Here is a 15660-nt window from a genome sequence, read left to right as displayed (position 1 = left end):
CGCGGCAGCCGTCAGCCGCCGACGAGCGACATGCGCACGGTCGGATAGGTCTTGCCCGACGGCCGCGCCGCACGCGTCGCCCGCCGCTCGGAATAGCGGTCGTCGCGCTGCATCCAGCGCGCGCGCACGGCGTCGGCGAGCTGGCCGGTCGATGCGTTGTCGTCGAGCCACGGTCGCAGATCGGTGCCCTGCGTGGCGAACAGGCACGTATAGAGCTGGCCGTCGGCCGACACGCGGGCGCGCGAGCACGTGCCGCAGAACGGATGCGACACGCTCGCGATGAAGCCGACTTCACCCGCGCCATCGATGTGCCGGCAGCGGATCGCGGTGGCGTCGTGCCCCGGTTCGCCGACGAGCACGAGCGGATAGCTTGCTTCGATCAGCTCGCGCATCCGCGTGGCCGGCACGACCTTGTCGCCGGACCACGCGCTCGCGCCGCCGACGTCCATGTATTCGATGAAGCGCACCGCCACGCCGCTATGCCGGAAATGACGCACGAGCGGCAGGATCTGGTCGTCGTTCGCGCCGCGCTCGATCACCGCGTTGACCTTCACCGGCGCGAGCCCGGCCGCCTGCGCGGCCTCGATGCCGGCCAGCACGCGCGCGACGGGCACGTCGGCATCGCTCATCCGGCGGAACACGGCATCGTCGATCGCGTCGAGGCTCACCGTCACGCGCGACAGGCCCGCATCGCGCAGCGAGCATGCCTTGGCGGCGAGCAGCGAACCGTTGGTCGTCAGCGCGATTTCGACGGGCTTGCCGTCGATGGTCGTCAGGGTCGCGAGCCGTTCGATCAGCGCTTCGAGGTTGCGGCGCAGCAGCGGCTCGCCGCCGGTGAGTCGGATCTTTTCGACGCCGAGCGAGATGAACGCGCGCGCGATCTTCTCGAGTTGCGCGAACGACAGCCGCTCGGACGACGGCATGAACGCATAGTCGGGCCCGAAGCTGTCGCGCGGCATGCAGTAGCCGCAACGGAAATTGCACTGGTCGATGACGGACAGCCGCAGATCGCGCAGCGGCCGCGCGAGCGTGTCGAGCGGGCGGGAGAAGGCGCCGGGCGATGCGCCGCCGGAGGCGGCGGCGGCCGGCGCGGAAACGATGGCATTCACGATCGGTTCGTCGGCCTGCATGAAGTGAGCGGAACGGCGTCGCCGAGCGGCCGCGTATGCGCCGACGTATCGGCGCACAGGTCGTGACGAGCGTCATCGTGAGGATAGTCCGCCGGACTTTTCCGGCAGAGGCACAATCCCGCCCGAAATGCAGGAATACAGTTCGCGATCCTGCATGCACGAAAGGCGGGCATCGCATGCATGCTCATGCGAGCCAGTGCGCGAAATCGTAATACGGCACCGCGTCGCCGCGTGCGATGCGTCGACCGGCCGGCAGCCGCGCGAGCCCGCTCGCCTGCACGAGCGATTGCAGCGTGCCGGCGCCTTGCTGCCGCAGCGTGTCGAGTACGGGTGCGCCGTGGGCGTCGATGGTGCGGCGCACGCGCACGAAGCGTTCGCGCTGCGCATCCGGCTCGACGTCGATATCGATCGGCAGCGACGGCACGGCCGGCACGCAGTCGTCGCGCCCCTGCAGGCGGCGGATCAGCGGCGCGACGAACAGCGCGAACGCGGTCATCGCGGCGCCCGGATTGCCGGGCAGCAGCACGACGGGCCGGTCGTCGAGCCGCGCGAGCGCGACGGGCTTGCCGGGTTTCATCCGCACGCCGGAGACCACGAACGACGCGCCGAGCGCGGTCAGCGCGGGGCGCAGCAGGTCCTTGTCGCCGACCGATGCGCCGGCGACGCACACGACCACATCGCAGCGCGCGGCCAGCGTGCGCAATGCCTGATCGACGGCGGTCGCGGTGTCGGCGGCATGCTCGCTCGCCGCGACGATGGCACCGGTTCCCGCCACCAGCGCGGCGAGCATCGGCGCGTTGCTGTTGTAGATCTGCTGCGGCGCACGCGGCTGGCCGCACGGGACGAGCTCGTCGCCGGTCGCGAGAATGCCGACCCGCAGCGGCGGCCGCACATCGATGTGCGCGCAACCCTGCGCGGCCGCAACGCCGACGTGCATCGCGCCGAGCCGCACGCCGGCCGGCATCAGCAGGTCGCCCGCGCGTACTTCCTCGCCGCGGCGGCGGATATGCGATCCGGCGCGCTGCGGCGCGTCGAACGCGACCCAGCCGTCCTGCTCGTGTGCGTGCTCCTGCATCACGACGGTGTCGGCGCCGGGCGGAATCAGGCTGCCGGTGAAGATCCGCGCGGCCGTGCGCGGGGCCAGCGGCGACGGCGCGTCGCCCGCATAGCAGCGCTGCGCGACGCGCAACGGCTCGCCGTGCGCGAGGTCCGCGTGCCGGACCGCATAGCCGTCCATCGCGCTCTGGTCGGCGGGCGGCTGGTCGAGCACGGCGGCGAGCGGCGTGGCGAGCACTTGGCCGGCCGCTTGCGCGACCGGAATGGAGACGGCCGCAGGCGGCGGGGCGAACGCGCCGGCGAAATGCCGTTGGGCGGTATCGAAATCGGTCAGGGGTGTCATCGAGCGGTGAGCGCATGCGGTTGCGCATGCGTGGGTTCGGGTAACGGGAGCGCGTCGGGCGACACGTATTCGACGAAGCCGTCGTTGCGGCAGAAGCCGAGCAGCCGCACGCCGGCTTCGCGGGCGACGTCGATCGCGAGCGACGTCGGCGCGGAGATCGTCGCGATCATCGGGATGCCGACGCGTGCGGCCTTGCGCACGAGCTCGTAGCTCGCGCGGCTCGACAGGAACACGAAGCCCGCGCGCAGGTCGGCGCGGCGCCGCGCGAGCCGGCCGATCAGCTTGTCGAGCGCATTGTGGCGGCCGACGTCCTCGAAGACTTCCAGCACGGTGCCGTCGCGCTCGCACCACGCGGCCGCATGGATGCCGCCGGTCGCGCGCATCAGCGGCTGCCGCGCCGGCAACGCACGGGCGGCGCGCGCGACGGCGTCGGCACCGATGCCGGCCGCCGCGCCCGCGGCCGCGATGCGCGGTGGATGCAGGTCGAGCTGCGCGATGCTTTCGATCCCGCAGACGCCGCAGCCGGTGCGGCCGGCCAGCGCGCGCCGGTGCGCCTTCAGCGCCATGAACGCCTGCTGCGACACGGTGAGCTGCACTTCGGCGCTGTCGGGCCGGCATTCGGTTTCGATGTCGAAGACGTCGGACGCGCGCTCGACGATCCCTTCGCTCAGCGCGAAGCCGAGTCCGAACGCGTCGAGGTCGATCGGCGTCGCCATCATCACCGTGTGCGCGATGCCGTTGAACACGAGGGCAACCGGCGTCTCGTCGACGACGCGGTCGACGGCGCCCAGCGCGTCGCCGGCACGGTGACGCGTCACATGACATGCGCGGCTGCCGGCCGGATCGTCGGGGCGGTCGCTGGGCTCCATGCGGTTTTCTCCAGGGGGAAATCGGGAATCGGCCGGCGCGGGCGCCGGGCGACGGAAACGGCTTCTGCGAAGGGCGGTGCGCGGCGTCGCGCCGGCTCGCCACGGGCAGGCTTCGAGCCGATGGTACGGGCGTTCGGCCCGGGCGCGGATGCACAGCGTCGCGATGCGGAAAGCAGTACAGCTGACGGCCTCCCGGCCCCGAAACGGGTTTTCCGTACACACATCTTTGGACCGGGGGAAAGCACAGTTTCAGCGCACGTTCGCGCGATTGCGAGTATCGTCCGAAACGCGATATCGTCATTCACGCTTCGTTGCCGTGCACCGCGATCCGTTCAGGTCGGCGCGTGCCGTCGCGAAGCCGTCGCGCGATTTCCTGCTTCGAGCTGACGTCCTCACAACCACGAGCAAATTACGGTCATGGAAATCTTCGATGCGTTCCATCTCGCACGATTGCAATTCGCGTTCACGGTGTCGTTCCACATCGTGTTTCCGGCGATCAGCATCGGCATGGCGAGTTTTCTGGCGGTGCTGGAATGGCGCTATCTCGTCACCGGCGACGCCGCCTATAAATCGATGTTCCAGTTCTGGTCGAAGATCTTCGCGATCGGCTTCGGGATGGGCGTCGTCTCCGGCGTCGTGATGGCCTACGAGTTCGGCACGAACTGGGCGGGCTTCTCGCGCGTCGCGGGCAACATCACCGGCCCGCTGCTCACTTACGAAGTCCTGACCGCCTTCTTCCTCGAAGCCGGCTTCCTCGGCGTGATGCTGTTCGGCTGGCAGCGCGTCAGCCCGCGGGCGCACTTCTTCGCGACGCTGATGGTCGCGGTCGGCACACTGATCTCGACGTTCTGGATTCTCGCGTCGAACAGCTTCATGCAGACGCCGCAGGGCTACAAGATCGAGAACGGCCTCGTCGTGCCGGTCGACTGGTTCAAGATCATCTTCAACCCGTCGTTCCCGTATCGCCTCGTGCACATGACGATCGCGGCGTTCATCGTCGCGGGCTTCATCGTTGCCGCGTGCGGCGCGTGGCATCTGCTCAAGGGGCGTCGCGACGAGCCCGTGAAGCGCAGCTTCTCGATGGCGCTATGGATGCTGCTGCTGCTCGCGCCGATCCAGATCGTCGTCGGCGACGCGCACGGGCTGAACACGCGCGAATACCAGCCGGCGAAGATCGCGGCGATCGAGGGGCTGTGGGAAACGGAGAAGGGCGGCACCGCGCTGAACCTCGTCGGCCTGCCCGACATGCAGGCCGAAACGACGCGCTACGCGATCCAGGTGCCGCACCTCGGCAGCCTGATCCTCACGCACAGCTGGGACGGCGAGATTCGCGGGCTGAAGGAATTCGCGCCGCAGGACCGCCCGTATTCGCCGATCATTTTCTGGACGTTCCGGATCATGGCCGGCCTCGGGATGCTGATGCTGCTCACCGCGCTGCTCGGGCTGCTGCTGAGAAAGGGCGGGCGCCTGTATGAAACCCGCTGGTTCCAGTGGTTCGTCGTGTGCATGGGGCCGTCGGGCATCATCGCGCTGCTGGCCGGCTGGATCACGACCGAGGTCGGGCGGCAGCCGTGGACCGTGTACGGCGTGCTGCGCACCGTCGATTCGGTCTCCCCGCTTACCGCGCAGCAGGTCGGCGTGTCGCTCCTGGTCTTCGTGGTCGTGTATTTCCTGGTATTCGGAACGGGTATCTACTACATGATGAAACTGATGAAGCGCGGGCCGGCAGCCCAGGCCGGCTACATCGAACTGCACCGGCATCCGGGGCTGCGCAAGAGCGCGCTGTCCACGCCGCTGAACGTCACCGAGGCGGAGTAACCATGCACATCGATCTTCCTGTCGTGTGGGCCGCGATCATCGGCCTCGGCGTGTTCATTTACGTGATGCTGGACGGCTTCGACCTCGGCATCGGCCTGCTGTTTCCGTTCTTCGATGCGAAGGCCGAGCGGCAGGTGATGCTCGACACCGTCGCGCCGGTGTGGGACGGCAACGAGACCTTTCTCGTGCTCGGCGGCGCGGGCCTGTACGGCGCGTTCCCGGTCGTCTACTCGACGCTGCTGCCGGCGAACTACCTGCCGCTGATCCTGATGGTGGTCGGGCTGATCTTCCGCGGCGCCGCGTTCGAGTTGCGCGCGAAGGCGAACCGCACGCAGCACCTGTGGGATCTCGCGTTCATCGGCGGTTCCGCGCTTGCCGCGTTCTGTCAGGGGATCGTGCTCGGTTCGCTGCTGCAGGGCATCCGGATCGTGAACCACCAGTTCGCGGGCGGGCCGTTCGACTGGCTGTCGCCGTTCAGCCTGTTCTGCGGGATCGGCGTGCTCGTCACCTATGCGACGCTCGGCTGCGGCTGGCTGATCCTGAAAGTCGACGGCGAACTGCAGCGCAAGATGCGCGTGCTAATGAAGCCGCTCGCGGGCGTGCTGCTCGCCGTGATGGGCGTGGTCAGCCTGTGGACCGTGATCGGGCTGCCGGCGGTCGCGCACCGCTGGTTCGGCAGCGGCTACCTCGGCTGGTTCCTGCCGGTGCCGATCCTCGTCGCCGCGTGCGTGTGGGGCATCTTTCATACAGTGAAGCGCCAGCACGAGGCGACGCCGTTCCTGCTGACGCTCGCGCTCGTGTTCCTCGGCTACACCGGGCTCGTGATCAGCATCTGGCCGAACATCGTGCCGCCGTCGCTGACGATCTGGGAGGCGTCGTCGAGCCATTCGAGCCAGCTGTTCGCGCTCATCGGCACGGTGATCGTGCTGCCCGTCATTCTCGTGTACAACGCGATGCAGTACCGCGTGTTCCGCGGCAAGGTGCGCGAGGGCGACATCGGCTATCACTGAGCGATGCGCGGTATCGATCCGACAGCGGCCCGCCACGCGCGGGCCGTCGCACATCGGGCGCCGGCGCCGGCATTGGTATTTTCTTGGCAGTCGAGACCACACCATGATCGTCAGACCACGACAAAACTGGCTCAGGATGCTGTTCGTATGGAACGGCTCCGTGCTGCAGTCGATCATTCCGCAACTCGTGTTCATGGCAATCGTCAGCACGCTGGCGGTCTTCACGAACGGGCGCATCTTCGGCGAGAAGATTCCGCTGAACACCGCGCCGTTCACGCTGTTCGGGCTCGCGCTCGCGATCTTCCTCGCCTTTCGCAACAACGCGAGCTTCGAGCGCTTCAAGGAGGCGCGGCTTCTGTGGGGCAACCTGCTGATCGCGGCGCGCACCGTCACGTCGCAATTGCACCGCTACCTGCCCGACAGCGTCGGCGACGCGGAGCGCAACCGGCTCGCCGATCTGCTGATCGCGTTCACGTATGCGCTGAAACATCAGCTGCGTCATACCGATGCGACGCAAGACCTGCAACGCATCCTCGGTGCCGAGCGTGCCGCCGCGTTCGCGCACAAGTGCTACCAGCCCGTCGCGATTCTCGATGAACTGCGCGGCGGGATCGTCCGGGCGCTGGGCCGGGGGGCCGGCCACGACGCGACGTGCTGGATGTTCGATGCGCAACTGGTCGAGCTGGGCCGGGCGGTGGGCGGCTGCGAGCGGATCCTCACCACGCCGATTCCGTTTTCGTACAGCGTGCTGCTGCATCGCACTGTCTATGCTTATTGTGTGCTGCTGCCGTTCGGTCTCGTCGATTCGACGGAGTTCTTCACGCCGCTGATCTGCGTATTCATTTCGTACACGCTGATCGCGCTCGAAGCAATCGCGAACGAGGTGGCCGAGCCGTTCGGCCTCGCACCGAATGCGCTGGCGCTCGACGCGATGGCGCGCACGATCGAACGGTCGGTGCTGGAGCTTGGGGATCGCGCGATGCCGGAGGAATTCGTGCCGGCGTCGACGTATCAGATTACGTAAGCGCCACCGCGCGGCGGCACGCACGATCAGGAGAACATGTCATGCGTATCTACGTGACGAGCATCTTTGTCGACGATCAGGACAAGGCACTCGCGTTTTACACCGACACCCTCGGCTTCCGGCTGAAGAACAACGTGCCGGTGGGCGAGTACCGCTGGCTGACGGTCGTGTCGAAGGGCCAGCCCGACGGCACCGAGCTGATGCTCGAGCCGAGCCATCATCGCGCGGTCGCGCCTTACCGTCAGGCGCTTTACGAGGACGGCATTCCGGCGGCGTCGTTCCAGGTCGACGATCTCGACGCGGAGTTCGCGCGGCTCGACGCGCTCGGCGTGCGCTTCACGCTGGCGCCGATGGACGCGGGGCCCGTGCGGATCGCGGTGCTCGACGATACGTGCGGGAATCTCGTGCAGCTCATGCAGATGAAGTGACGCGAAGGCGCGGATATCGGCGCGCTCATCGGCACGCCGCGACCGGCGGCGCGCCCTGCATGCGACGCCGGAGTCCAAGCGCCGCCGCCGTCACCGCTCAATCGAAATACGTGAGCCCCATCGCGCCTTTCACCTCCGCCAGCGTCGCGCCGGCTACCTCGCGCGCATGCAGCGTGCCGCGCTTCAGGATCGCCATCACCTCGGCCTTGTCCACCTCGAATTCGCGGCGGCGCGCACGGATCGGCTCGATCAGCGCCTGCAGCCGCTCGTTCAGTACGCGCTTCACGACGCTGTCGCCGAGGCCGCCGCGGCGATAGTGCGCCTTCAGTTCATCGACCTTCGACACGTCGGGTTCGAATGCGTCGAGGAACGTGAACACGACGTTGCCCTCGACCTGGCCGGGATCGCTGACGCGCAGGTGGTTCGGGTCCGTGTACATGTCCTTCACGGCCTGCGTGATCTCGTCGGGCGTGGAGCCGAGCGTGATCGCGTTGCCGAGCGACTTGCTCATCTTCGCCTTGCCGTCGATGCCGGGCAGCCGCGTGACGGCCGAGAGCACGGCCTCGCATTCGACCAGCACCGGCTTGTCGACCGTCGCGTTGAAGCGGCGCACGAGTTCGTTGGTTTGCTCGATCATCGGCAACTGATCGTCGCCGACGGGCACGTGCGTCGCCTTGAACGCGCTGATGTCGGCGGCCTGGCTGACGGGGTAGGTCAGGAAGCCGGCCGGGATGTCGCGTTCGAAGCCGCGCAGGCGGATCTCTTCCTTGATGGTCGGGTTGCGCTCGAGGCGCGCGACCGTGACGAGGTTGAGCAGGTATTGCGACAGCTCGGCGAGCTCGGGCACCTGCGACTGGACGACGACCGTCGAGATCGCCGGGTCGATGCCGACGGCCAGGTAGTCGAGCGCGACCTCGATCACGTTCTCGGTGACGCGCTGGCGGCGGCCCATGTTGTCGGTCAGCGCCTGCGTGTCGGCGAGCAGCAGGAACTGCGTCGCCTCGTGCTGCATTTGCACGCGCGCGCGCAGCGAGCCGATGTAGTGGCCGAGATGCAGCGGGCCGGTCGTGCGGTCGCCGGTGAGGATGGTCGGACGGGTCGGGTGCGTCATGGTACGGGTTGGCTCCGGGTTATCGAAGCCACCAGCCATGACGTAGGCGCAGAAACGACAATGCCGCCATGGCTGGCGGCATCACGTTCGGGACATGCAAAAGGAAACGGGCCGCCTGGGTCAGGCGCGCCACCAGCGATGCACGTTCGGCGAGGCAGGTTTGATTTCCATGGCGCGAGTATAGCGCAGGGCGCGGGCCGCCGTGCGCGTCAGCGGATCACCGACTCCATCGCGAGGTAGGCGGTTTCGGCGGATGGCCACAGCAGGTACAGCAGGCCGGCCATCAACAGCAGCGCGCCTGCGCGTACCATCGGCGTTCGGTCTTTCCCGCTCAGGGTCATGATGTGCTGCTTCAGTTTCTTCATGCTTGCAGGCGCGACGTGCGCCACTCCAACGGTTGCTGCAACGGCGCCGGGTAGGGCGGCTCCGAGATGCTACGGGGTTCAACGAGAGGCCGGGCCGGCGATTCGGCGCGGAAAGAAGCGCGCGCGGGGGATCGAAAAAGGGAACGATCAGGCGTCCCTGGGCGCATCGCAGACGCGACGCGCATCGTACCAGTTCGGGCGCGGGAGGACAGTCAACAATTGTCGCGTGATGGTCGGATCAAGGGTCATCGCCTAAAATTGGCGCAGCGTTGGCGAAGGTGTTTTTTCGGTTCGGCGCCATTGCCGAGGGCCGGTGAAATTTCCCGGAACCAGGGCTTGCCGACCGGGCTTTTGTATCCGCATCCGTGATGCGCATGCCAGCAATGCGTTCATTTTTCAGGTATTCGATATCGTGCGAACTCAATTGCGTCCGATCGCCACCGACCGTATCGGCTTGATCCGATGGGCTTGCGTTTTTCTGCTCGTCGGGTGTGCGGCCTGCTCGCGGACCGATGCGCTTCCCCGCAATATGTCGCTACCTGCCTTCAACCCGCATCGCGCCGCATTCGAGTGCAAGCATGAAGCCGACGTCGTTCCGCCGATCGATCAGGACGCGGATCGATGGAACCGGCAAGCGATGGCGCTCACCAGTTCGCTGCTGTGGCCGAACCAGCGCAACTACAAGGGCGCTGTCGATCTCTGGACGAAGGCCGCCGAGCGCAAGCACTGGAAGGCGATGTTGAATCTGGCGAGTGCGTACGCTCAGGGCGATGGCGTGGATCGAGATTCGGAACGTGCCGTGCAGATTGTCGAGCAGGCAATGAAACTCGGCATACCTGCGGCCTATGACCTGATGGGCACGTATTACATGAACGGGACGGGCGTGAAGCAGGACGCGAGCCGCGCGTATGGGTTCCGGCAACTCGCTGCCGATATGGGCAACCCGAATGCGATGGCATATCTGGGCGGCAAGATGGATGCCGTGTATGACGATCCCAAAGCGGGCTTCTGGGGTAATCGCAAGATTGCGCTTCAGATGCTCGAGTGTGGATTTGCGCAGGGGAATGGAGATGCAGCGTATGCGCTCGGGACAACACTCGTTGGTTCCGACAAGTCGCGAGGCGAAGACAATGAACGCGCCCTCAGAATTCTGCACGACGGGGTGAAGTACGGCAGCGCCCGGAGTGCTGCGTATTTGTTCGGTGCGTTCGATGATGGTGATCCGGTGGCCGGTAACGCAAAGGATCGCGCCCGCGCCGAGCGCTACATCATTCTCGCCGACCGTCTCGAGCGCGATCCGGACCTGCGTCTGCCGAACCTGGACAAGGTTGTGCCGCTGCCGCCGGCCAGACTGCCGACGTGGAATGGCGACAAGAAGACGTTGATCGATGCGGCGCAACCTCTGACGTCGGTTTCGCCCGCACCTTCTACCTCCGTCGGGCATCGTGCCGCCGACCACGCGCAGCCACAGGGATAGCCCTGACCGGTGACCCGGGCGCTGCGCCGTATGCCCGGTCCACTGGCCGTCCTCACCACCCCCAGCTTTTTTCTCGTCAACAACGACAAAAATGATCGTTTCGCCCTAGCCTGCCTGTCAGCAGAATGTCTCCATTCCCCCTCGCGCGACGACACGAGCATCGCAGCGAGCCGCACTTCAAGGAGACAGCCGTGGCAGTGGAAACAACCTCAATCGATACGCTGGTCGTCGGTGCCGGCCAGGCCGGCGTGGCCATGAGCGAGCACCTGGGCAAGCTCGGCGTGCCGCATCTCGTGCTGGAGCGCGACCGCATCGCCGAGCGCTGGCGCACCGGGCGCTGGGATTCGCTGGTCGCGAACGGCCCCGCGTGGCACGACCGCTTTCCCGGGCTCGAATTCGATGGCCTCGATCCCGATGCGTTCGCAACGAAAGACCAGGTCGCCGACTACTTCGAAGCCTACGCGCGCAAGTTCAGCGCGCCGATCCGCACCGGCGTCGAAGTGAAAAACGTCGTGCGCAACACTGGCAAGGCGGGCTTCATCGTCGAAACGTCGGACGGCACGATCGAGGCGAACCGCGTGGTCGTCGCGACGGGGCCGTTCCAGCGTCCTGTCATTCCGCCGATCGCGCCGGACGATGCCGGCCTCGTGCAGATCCATTCCGCCGACTATCGCAACCCGGCGCAATTGCCGGACGGCGCGGTGCTGGTGGTCGGCGCGGGTTCGTCGGGCGTGCAGATCGCCGACGAACTGCAGCGCGCGGGCCGGCAGGTCTACCTGTCGGTCGGCCCGCACGATCGTCCGCCGCGCGCCTATCGCGGCCGCGACTTCTGCTGGTGGCTCGGCGTGCTCGGCGAATGGGACAAGGAAGTCGCGACACCCGGCCGCGAACACGTGACGATCGCGGTGAGCGGCGCGCGCGGCGGCCACACGGTCGATTTCCGCGCCCTCGCGCACCAGGGCGTGACGCTCGTGGGGCTGACGAAGGCATTCGACGGCGGCGTCGCGACGTTCGAAAGCGATCTCGCGAGCAATCTCGCTCGCGGCGACGAGAACTACCTGTCGCTGCTCGACGCGGCCGACGCCTATGCGGCGCGCAACGGCCTCGACCTGCCTGAGGAACCGGAAGCCCGCCGCATCCTGCCGAATCCGGACTGCGTCACGCAGCCGATCCTCGCGCTCGACCTGGCCGGCGCAGGCGTCACGTCGATCGTCTGGGCGACGGGCTACGCGCTCGACTACAGCTGGCTGAACGTCGACGCGTTCGCCGCGAACGGCAAGCCGCAGCATCAGCGCGGCGTGTCGAAGGAGCCGGGCGTCTATTTCCTCGGCCTGCCGTGGCTGTCGCGACGCGGCTCCAGCTTCATCTGGGGCGTGTGGCACGACGCAAAACACATCGCCGACCACATCGTCACGCAGCGCAAGTACCTCGACTATCACGACGCGTCGCAACGCCGCGCGCAAACGCGCACCGGGCACGGCGACACGGCCCGCACCGCGCAGGCCGACGCGCGCCCGCTGGTCGACGCGATCGGCTGATACCGATTCGGCATTCGGCATCCGCGCCGCTACCCGCACCCACGAACACTTATCAGCACCCGCCGCACCGCGATCGTGACCGTTTCCCGCGCGACGGGCGCACACACCGACCTTCGAAGGACCTCGATGAGCCAGCCTACCCATACCCGTATCCGGATGTTCAATACGAAGGATACCTACCCGAACCAGACGCTCGACAACGACCTGTGCCAGGCCGTGCGCGCCGGCAACACCGTCTACGTGCGCGGCCAGGTCGGCACCGATTTCGACGGCAATCTGATCGGCCTCGGCGATCCGCGCGCGCAGGCCGAGCAGGCGATGAAGAACGTGAAGCAACTGCTCGAGGAAGCCGGCAGCGACATCACGCACATCGTGAAGACGACGACGTACCTGATCGACCCGCGCTATCGCGAGCCGGTGTACCAGGAGGTCGGCAAGTGGCTGAAGGGTGTCTATCCGATCTCGACGGGGCTCGTCGTCTCGGCGCTCGGCCAGCCGCAGTGGCTGATGGAGATCGACGTGATCGCGGTGATCCCGGACAACTGGCAGCCGAACCGCACATAGGAGGCGACATGACTTTCTCCATCGTCGGGCGCTGCCCGGAAACGGGCCAGCTCGGAATCGCGATCAGCTCGTCGAGCATCGCGGTGGGGGCGCGCTGCCCGTGGGTGCGGGCGGGCGTCGGCGCGGTCGCGACGCAGAACATCACGCTGCCGGCGCTCGGTCCGCAGATTCTCGACCTGATCGAGCACCAGCAGCTCGCGCCGGCCGCCGCGCTCGACCGCGCGCTCAGCGCGAACGGCTGGAGCCAGTACCGGCAGGTCACGGTGATCGACGGGCAGGGGCAGACGGCGTGCTTCACCGGCAAGGAGGCGCTCGGCACGCACCATGCGGTGCGGGGCGAGCAATGTGTGGCGGCCGGCAATCTGCTGTCCGCGCCGGCCGTGATCGACGCGATGGCGCGCGCGTTCGAGCAGGCGCCCGGGCTGCTGGCCGATCGCTTGCTCGCCGCGATGCACGCGGCGATGGCGGCGGGCGGCGAGGCGGGGCCGGTGCATTCGGCCGCGCTGAAGGTGGCCGGCGACGTGACCTGGCCGATCGTCGACCTGCGCGTCGACTGGGCCGACGCCGACCCGATCGGGCAGCTGGGCGCGCTGTGGCAGGCCTATCGTCCGCAGATGCAGGATTACCAGACGCGCGCGCTGAACCCGACCGCCGCGCCGAGCTACGGAGTGCCCGGCGATGAGTGACACGTCGAGCCGCGCATTGCTCGAGCGGCTGATCGGCTTCGCGACGGTCAGCCGCGACTCGAACCTCGCGATGATCGACTTCATCCGCGACTACCTCGACGGCTTCGGCGTCTCGAGCGAGCTGTTCTACAACTTGGAGCGCACGAAGGCGAGCCTGTACGCGACGATCGGGCCGCGCGATCGCGGCGGCATCGCGCTGTCGGGCCATACCGACGTGGTGCCGGTCGACGGCCAGGCGTGGACGGTCGAGCCGTTCCGGCTGACCGAGCGCGACGGCCGGCTGTACGGGCGCGGCACGGCCGACATGAAAGGCTTCATCGCGTCGGTGCTCGCGGCCGTGCCGGTGTTCGTCTCACGGCCGTTGAACCCGCCCGTGCATCTCGCGTTCTCGTACGACGAGGAAGTCGGCTGTCTCGGCGTGCGGCCGATGCTCGACGCACTGGCGACGCGCGAGCACCGCCCGCGCCTGTGCCTGATCGGCGAGCCGACCGAACTGAAACCGGTGCTCGGTCACAAGGGCAAGCTCGCGATGCGCTGCCACGTGAAGGGCGCCGCGTGCCACTCGGCGTACGCGCCGCTCGGGGTCAACGCGATCGACTACGCGGCGAAGCTGATCGGCCGCCTCGGCGAGATCGGCGCGTCGCTCGCGCGGCCGGAGCATCACGACAGCCGCTTCGATCCGCCGTTCTCGACCGTGCAGACCGGATTGATCAAGGGCGGCCGCGCGTTGAACATCGTGCCGGCCGAATGCGAGTTCGATTTCGAGGTGCGGGCGCTGCCGGCGTTCGATGCGCACGACGTGCCGAGGAAGCTGCAGGATTATGCGGAATCCGAATTGTTACCGAGGATGCGCGCGGTGCAGCCCGATACCGACATCCGTCTGCAGCCGCTCGGCGCGTATCCGGGGCTCGCGACTTCGCCGGACAGCGAAGCCGCGCGGCTGCTCGCGATGCTGAGCGGCTCCGACGCGTTCGGCACCGTCGCATTCGGCACCGAGGGCGGGCTGTTCGGACAGGCCGGCATTCCGACGGTGGTGTGCGGGCCGGGCAGCATGGACCAGGGGCACAAGCCCGACGAGTTCGTCACGCTCGAACAGCTGCACGGCTGCGACGCGATGCTCGGCCGTCTCGCGACGTATCTCGCGTCGGCCGGTTAATCCGGCTGATCCGGCCGTCCAACCGCATGCCGCACGCCGCCGTTCGGCGGCGCGTGCGGTTCCTTCGTTGCTATCGCGCCGATTCCGCGACGATCTGCGCCAGCCGTTCGCGGCAGAACTCGACGAACGACTGCGCCTGCTTCGTGAGCTGCCCGCGCTTCAGCCGCGCGCTCACGAGCCCCGACGGGCTCACCGTTTCGCTCAGGCCGATCGTCACGACGCGCCGGCCGTCGTACGTGTATTCGGAATGCGGGCGCGTGACGAGCAGCGAGAAGCCGAACCCCTGGCCAACCATCCCGCGCACCATCTCGATCGACGGCGAAGCGAACACGATGTTCGGCGTGAGCCCGAGCTCGTGAAACAGGCTGACGAAATACGTGCGGCTCGGCAGCACGTCGAGCAGGATCATCGGCTCGACGCTGAGCTCGTGCAGCGACACGTGCGACTGGCCCGCGAACCGGTGGTTCTCCGGCAGCAGCACGTACGGCTGCTGCGCCGGCATCAGCGGCTCGGTCTCGATCGTGCCGTCGAGGTCGTGGTCGTAGAGAAACGCGAGATCGAAGGTGCCGGCCGTGAGGCCCTGCACGAGCTCCTGCTGGTCGCCGTCGCGCAGCCGGATGTTGACGCCCGGATAGCGTTCGCGAAAGCCCGCGATCAGCTGCGGCAGATAGAGCGGCGCGACGGTCTCGAAGCAGCCGATATCGATCTGTCCGCTGATCACGTCGTTGTCGGCGAGCGCGTTCTGCTCGAACTCGTGCGCGATGCGCAGCAGCTCCTGCGCCTTCCGGTAGAAACGCGTGCCGCTCGGCGTCAGCGACACGCCCTGCGCGTGGTGGCGGATGAACAGCTTCACGCCGAAGCTTTCCTCGAGCCCCTTGATCGCGCTGGAGATCGACGGCTGCGCGATGAAGAGCTGGCGCGACGCCTCGGCGACGCTGCCGGATTCCACCGTCGTCACGAAATATTTCAGTTGCCGCAAAGTGTAGTGAGCCACGAGCACCTCTGATGCCGGCCCCGCGCGCGTGCCGCCGCGGGGCGTGTTCTGTCCGCTGTTTTGCGTAGCACCTTACCCGAAGACGCCCGAC

The 15660-nt window shown here is 67.5% G+C and carries 15 protein-coding genes; 9 read left to right on the top strand and 6 right to left on the bottom strand.

From position 1 onward, the window contains the following. Positions 1-11: 11 nt before the first annotated feature. The 3 genes from moaA to fdhD form a co-directional block, all read right to left on the bottom strand. Positions 12-1130 carry a GTP 3',8-cyclase MoaA gene (gene moaA, locus ABIC50_RS14530; RefSeq protein WP_354164857.1) on the bottom strand — a complete coding sequence of 373 codons (1119 nt, stop codon included), beginning with the start codon at positions 1128-1130 and terminating at the stop codon, positions 12-14. Positions 1131-1314: 184 nt separating this feature from the next. Further along, entirely contained in the window at positions 1315-2529 is a 1215-nt protein-coding gene (locus ABIC50_RS14525) for a molybdopterin molybdotransferase MoeA (RefSeq protein ID WP_354164854.1), read from the bottom strand. Further along, entirely contained in the window at positions 2526-3398 is an 873-nt protein-coding gene (gene fdhD, locus ABIC50_RS14520; RefSeq protein WP_354164851.1) for a formate dehydrogenase accessory sulfurtransferase FdhD, read from the bottom strand. The genes ABIC50_RS14525 and fdhD overlap by 4 nt, the downstream gene beginning before the upstream one ends. 417 nt (positions 3399-3815) lie before the next feature. Here fdhD and ABIC50_RS14515 point away from each other — a divergent pair, with 417 nt between their 5' ends. From ABIC50_RS14515 to ABIC50_RS14500, 4 genes are all read left to right on the top strand, one after another. Further along, positions 3816-5216, top strand: coding sequence for a cytochrome ubiquinol oxidase subunit I (locus ABIC50_RS14515; RefSeq protein ID WP_229083404.1), 1401 nt, complete (start codon positions 3816-3818; stop codon positions 5214-5216). A 2-nt stretch (positions 5217-5218) separates the two neighbouring features. Next, the gene (gene cydB, locus ABIC50_RS14510; RefSeq protein ID WP_354164848.1) at positions 5219-6226 is read left to right on the top strand and encodes a cytochrome d ubiquinol oxidase subunit II; all 1008 of its coding nucleotides are present in this window, start codon (positions 5219-5221) and stop codon (positions 6224-6226) included. 103 nt (positions 6227-6329) lie between these two features. Then, a complete protein-coding gene (locus ABIC50_RS14505) occupies positions 6330-7250 on the top strand; it encodes a bestrophin family protein (RefSeq protein WP_175708246.1) in 921 nt (306 codons plus the stop codon). A 41-nt stretch (positions 7251-7291) separates the two neighbouring features. Further along, positions 7292-7678, top strand: a complete 387-nt coding sequence (locus ABIC50_RS14500; protein ID WP_354164846.1) for a VOC family protein — start codon at positions 7292-7294, stop codon at positions 7676-7678. Between the two features lie 97 nt (positions 7679-7775). Here the strand turns inward: ABIC50_RS14500 and trpS are convergent, their stop codons facing one another. Both trpS and ABIC50_RS14490 read right to left on the bottom strand, forming a co-directional pair. Further along, the gene (gene trpS, locus ABIC50_RS14495) at positions 7776-8789 is read right to left on the bottom strand and encodes a tryptophan--tRNA ligase (protein WP_354164843.1); all 1014 of its coding nucleotides are present in this window, start codon (positions 8787-8789) and stop codon (positions 7776-7778) included. A 209-nt stretch (positions 8790-8998) separates the two neighbouring features. Beyond that, the gene (locus tag ABIC50_RS14490) at positions 8999-9154 is read right to left on the bottom strand and encodes a hypothetical protein (protein WP_006753127.1); all 156 of its coding nucleotides are present in this window, start codon (positions 9152-9154) and stop codon (positions 8999-9001) included. Between the two features lie 313 nt (positions 9155-9467). Here ABIC50_RS14490 and ABIC50_RS14485 point away from each other — a divergent pair, with 313 nt between their 5' ends. From ABIC50_RS14485 to argE, 5 genes are all read left to right on the top strand, one after another. Beyond that, positions 9468-10631, top strand: coding sequence for a tetratricopeptide repeat protein (locus ABIC50_RS14485; protein WP_354164841.1), 1164 nt, complete (start codon positions 9468-9470; stop codon positions 10629-10631). A gap of 191 nt (positions 10632-10822) precedes the next feature. Further along, the gene (locus ABIC50_RS14480) at positions 10823-12169 is read left to right on the top strand and encodes a flavin-containing monooxygenase (RefSeq protein ID WP_354164838.1); all 1347 of its coding nucleotides are present in this window, start codon (positions 10823-10825) and stop codon (positions 12167-12169) included. 126 nt (positions 12170-12295) lie between these two features. Continuing rightward, positions 12296-12733, top strand: a complete 438-nt coding sequence (locus ABIC50_RS14475; RefSeq protein WP_354164835.1) for a RidA family protein — start codon at positions 12296-12298, stop codon at positions 12731-12733. 8 nt (positions 12734-12741) lie between these two features. Continuing rightward, on the top strand, positions 12742-13419 hold the full coding sequence (locus ABIC50_RS14470) for a DUF1028 domain-containing protein (RefSeq protein WP_354164832.1): 678 nt from the start codon (positions 12742-12744) through the stop codon (positions 13417-13419). Next, on the top strand, positions 13412-14575 hold the full coding sequence (gene argE / locus ABIC50_RS14465; protein WP_354164830.1) for an acetylornithine deacetylase: 1164 nt from the start codon (positions 13412-13414) through the stop codon (positions 14573-14575). The genes ABIC50_RS14470 and argE overlap by 8 nt, the downstream gene beginning before the upstream one ends. Before the next feature lie 70 nt (positions 14576-14645). On the opposite strand, the gene ABIC50_RS14460 is transcribed toward argE, so the two are convergent. Then, entirely contained in the window at positions 14646-15569 is a 924-nt protein-coding gene (locus ABIC50_RS14460) for a LysR substrate-binding domain-containing protein (RefSeq protein ID WP_012372721.1), read from the bottom strand. Between the last annotated feature and the right edge of the window lie 91 nt (positions 15570-15660).

Source organism: Burkholderia sp. 567 (genome assembly GCF_040545115.1).
GTDB lineage: Bacteria > Pseudomonadota > Gammaproteobacteria > Burkholderiales > Burkholderiaceae > Burkholderia > Burkholderia ambifaria.
The sequence above is the reverse complement of the archived record's forward strand: the minus strand, read 5'-3'. Positions and strand labels throughout refer to the sequence as shown.

Coding starts and splice junctions, on each gene's coding strand:
- moaA (WP_354164857.1), bottom strand. CDS start 1,130: ATGCAGGCCGACGAACCGATCGTGAATGCCATCGTTTCCGCGCCGGCC.
- ABIC50_RS14525 (WP_354164854.1), bottom strand. CDS start 2,529: ATGACACCCCTGACCGATTTCGATACCGCCCAACGGCATTTCGCCGGC.
- fdhD (WP_354164851.1), bottom strand. CDS start 3,398: ATGGAGCCCAGCGACCGCCCCGACGATCCGGCCGGCAGCCGCGCATGT.
- ABIC50_RS14515 (WP_229083404.1), top strand. CDS start 3,816: ATGGAAATCTTCGATGCGTTCCATCTCGCACGATTGCAATTCGCGTTC.
- cydB (WP_354164848.1), top strand. CDS start 5,219: ATGCACATCGATCTTCCTGTCGTGTGGGCCGCGATCATCGGCCTCGGC.
- ABIC50_RS14505 (WP_175708246.1), top strand. CDS start 6,330: ATGATCGTCAGACCACGACAAAACTGGCTCAGGATGCTGTTCGTATGG.
- ABIC50_RS14500 (WP_354164846.1), top strand. CDS start 7,292: ATGCGTATCTACGTGACGAGCATCTTTGTCGACGATCAGGACAAGGCA.
- trpS (WP_354164843.1), bottom strand. CDS start 8,789: ATGACGCACCCGACCCGTCCGACCATCCTCACCGGCGACCGCACGACC.
- ABIC50_RS14490 (WP_006753127.1), bottom strand. CDS start 9,154: ATGAAGAAACTGAAGCAGCACATCATGACCCTGAGCGGGAAAGACCGA.
- ABIC50_RS14475 (WP_354164835.1), top strand. CDS start 12,296: ATGAGCCAGCCTACCCATACCCGTATCCGGATGTTCAATACGAAGGAT.
- ABIC50_RS14470 (WP_354164832.1), top strand. CDS start 12,742: ATGACTTTCTCCATCGTCGGGCGCTGCCCGGAAACGGGCCAGCTCGGA.
- argE (WP_354164830.1), top strand. CDS start 13,412: ATGAGTGACACGTCGAGCCGCGCATTGCTCGAGCGGCTGATCGGCTTC.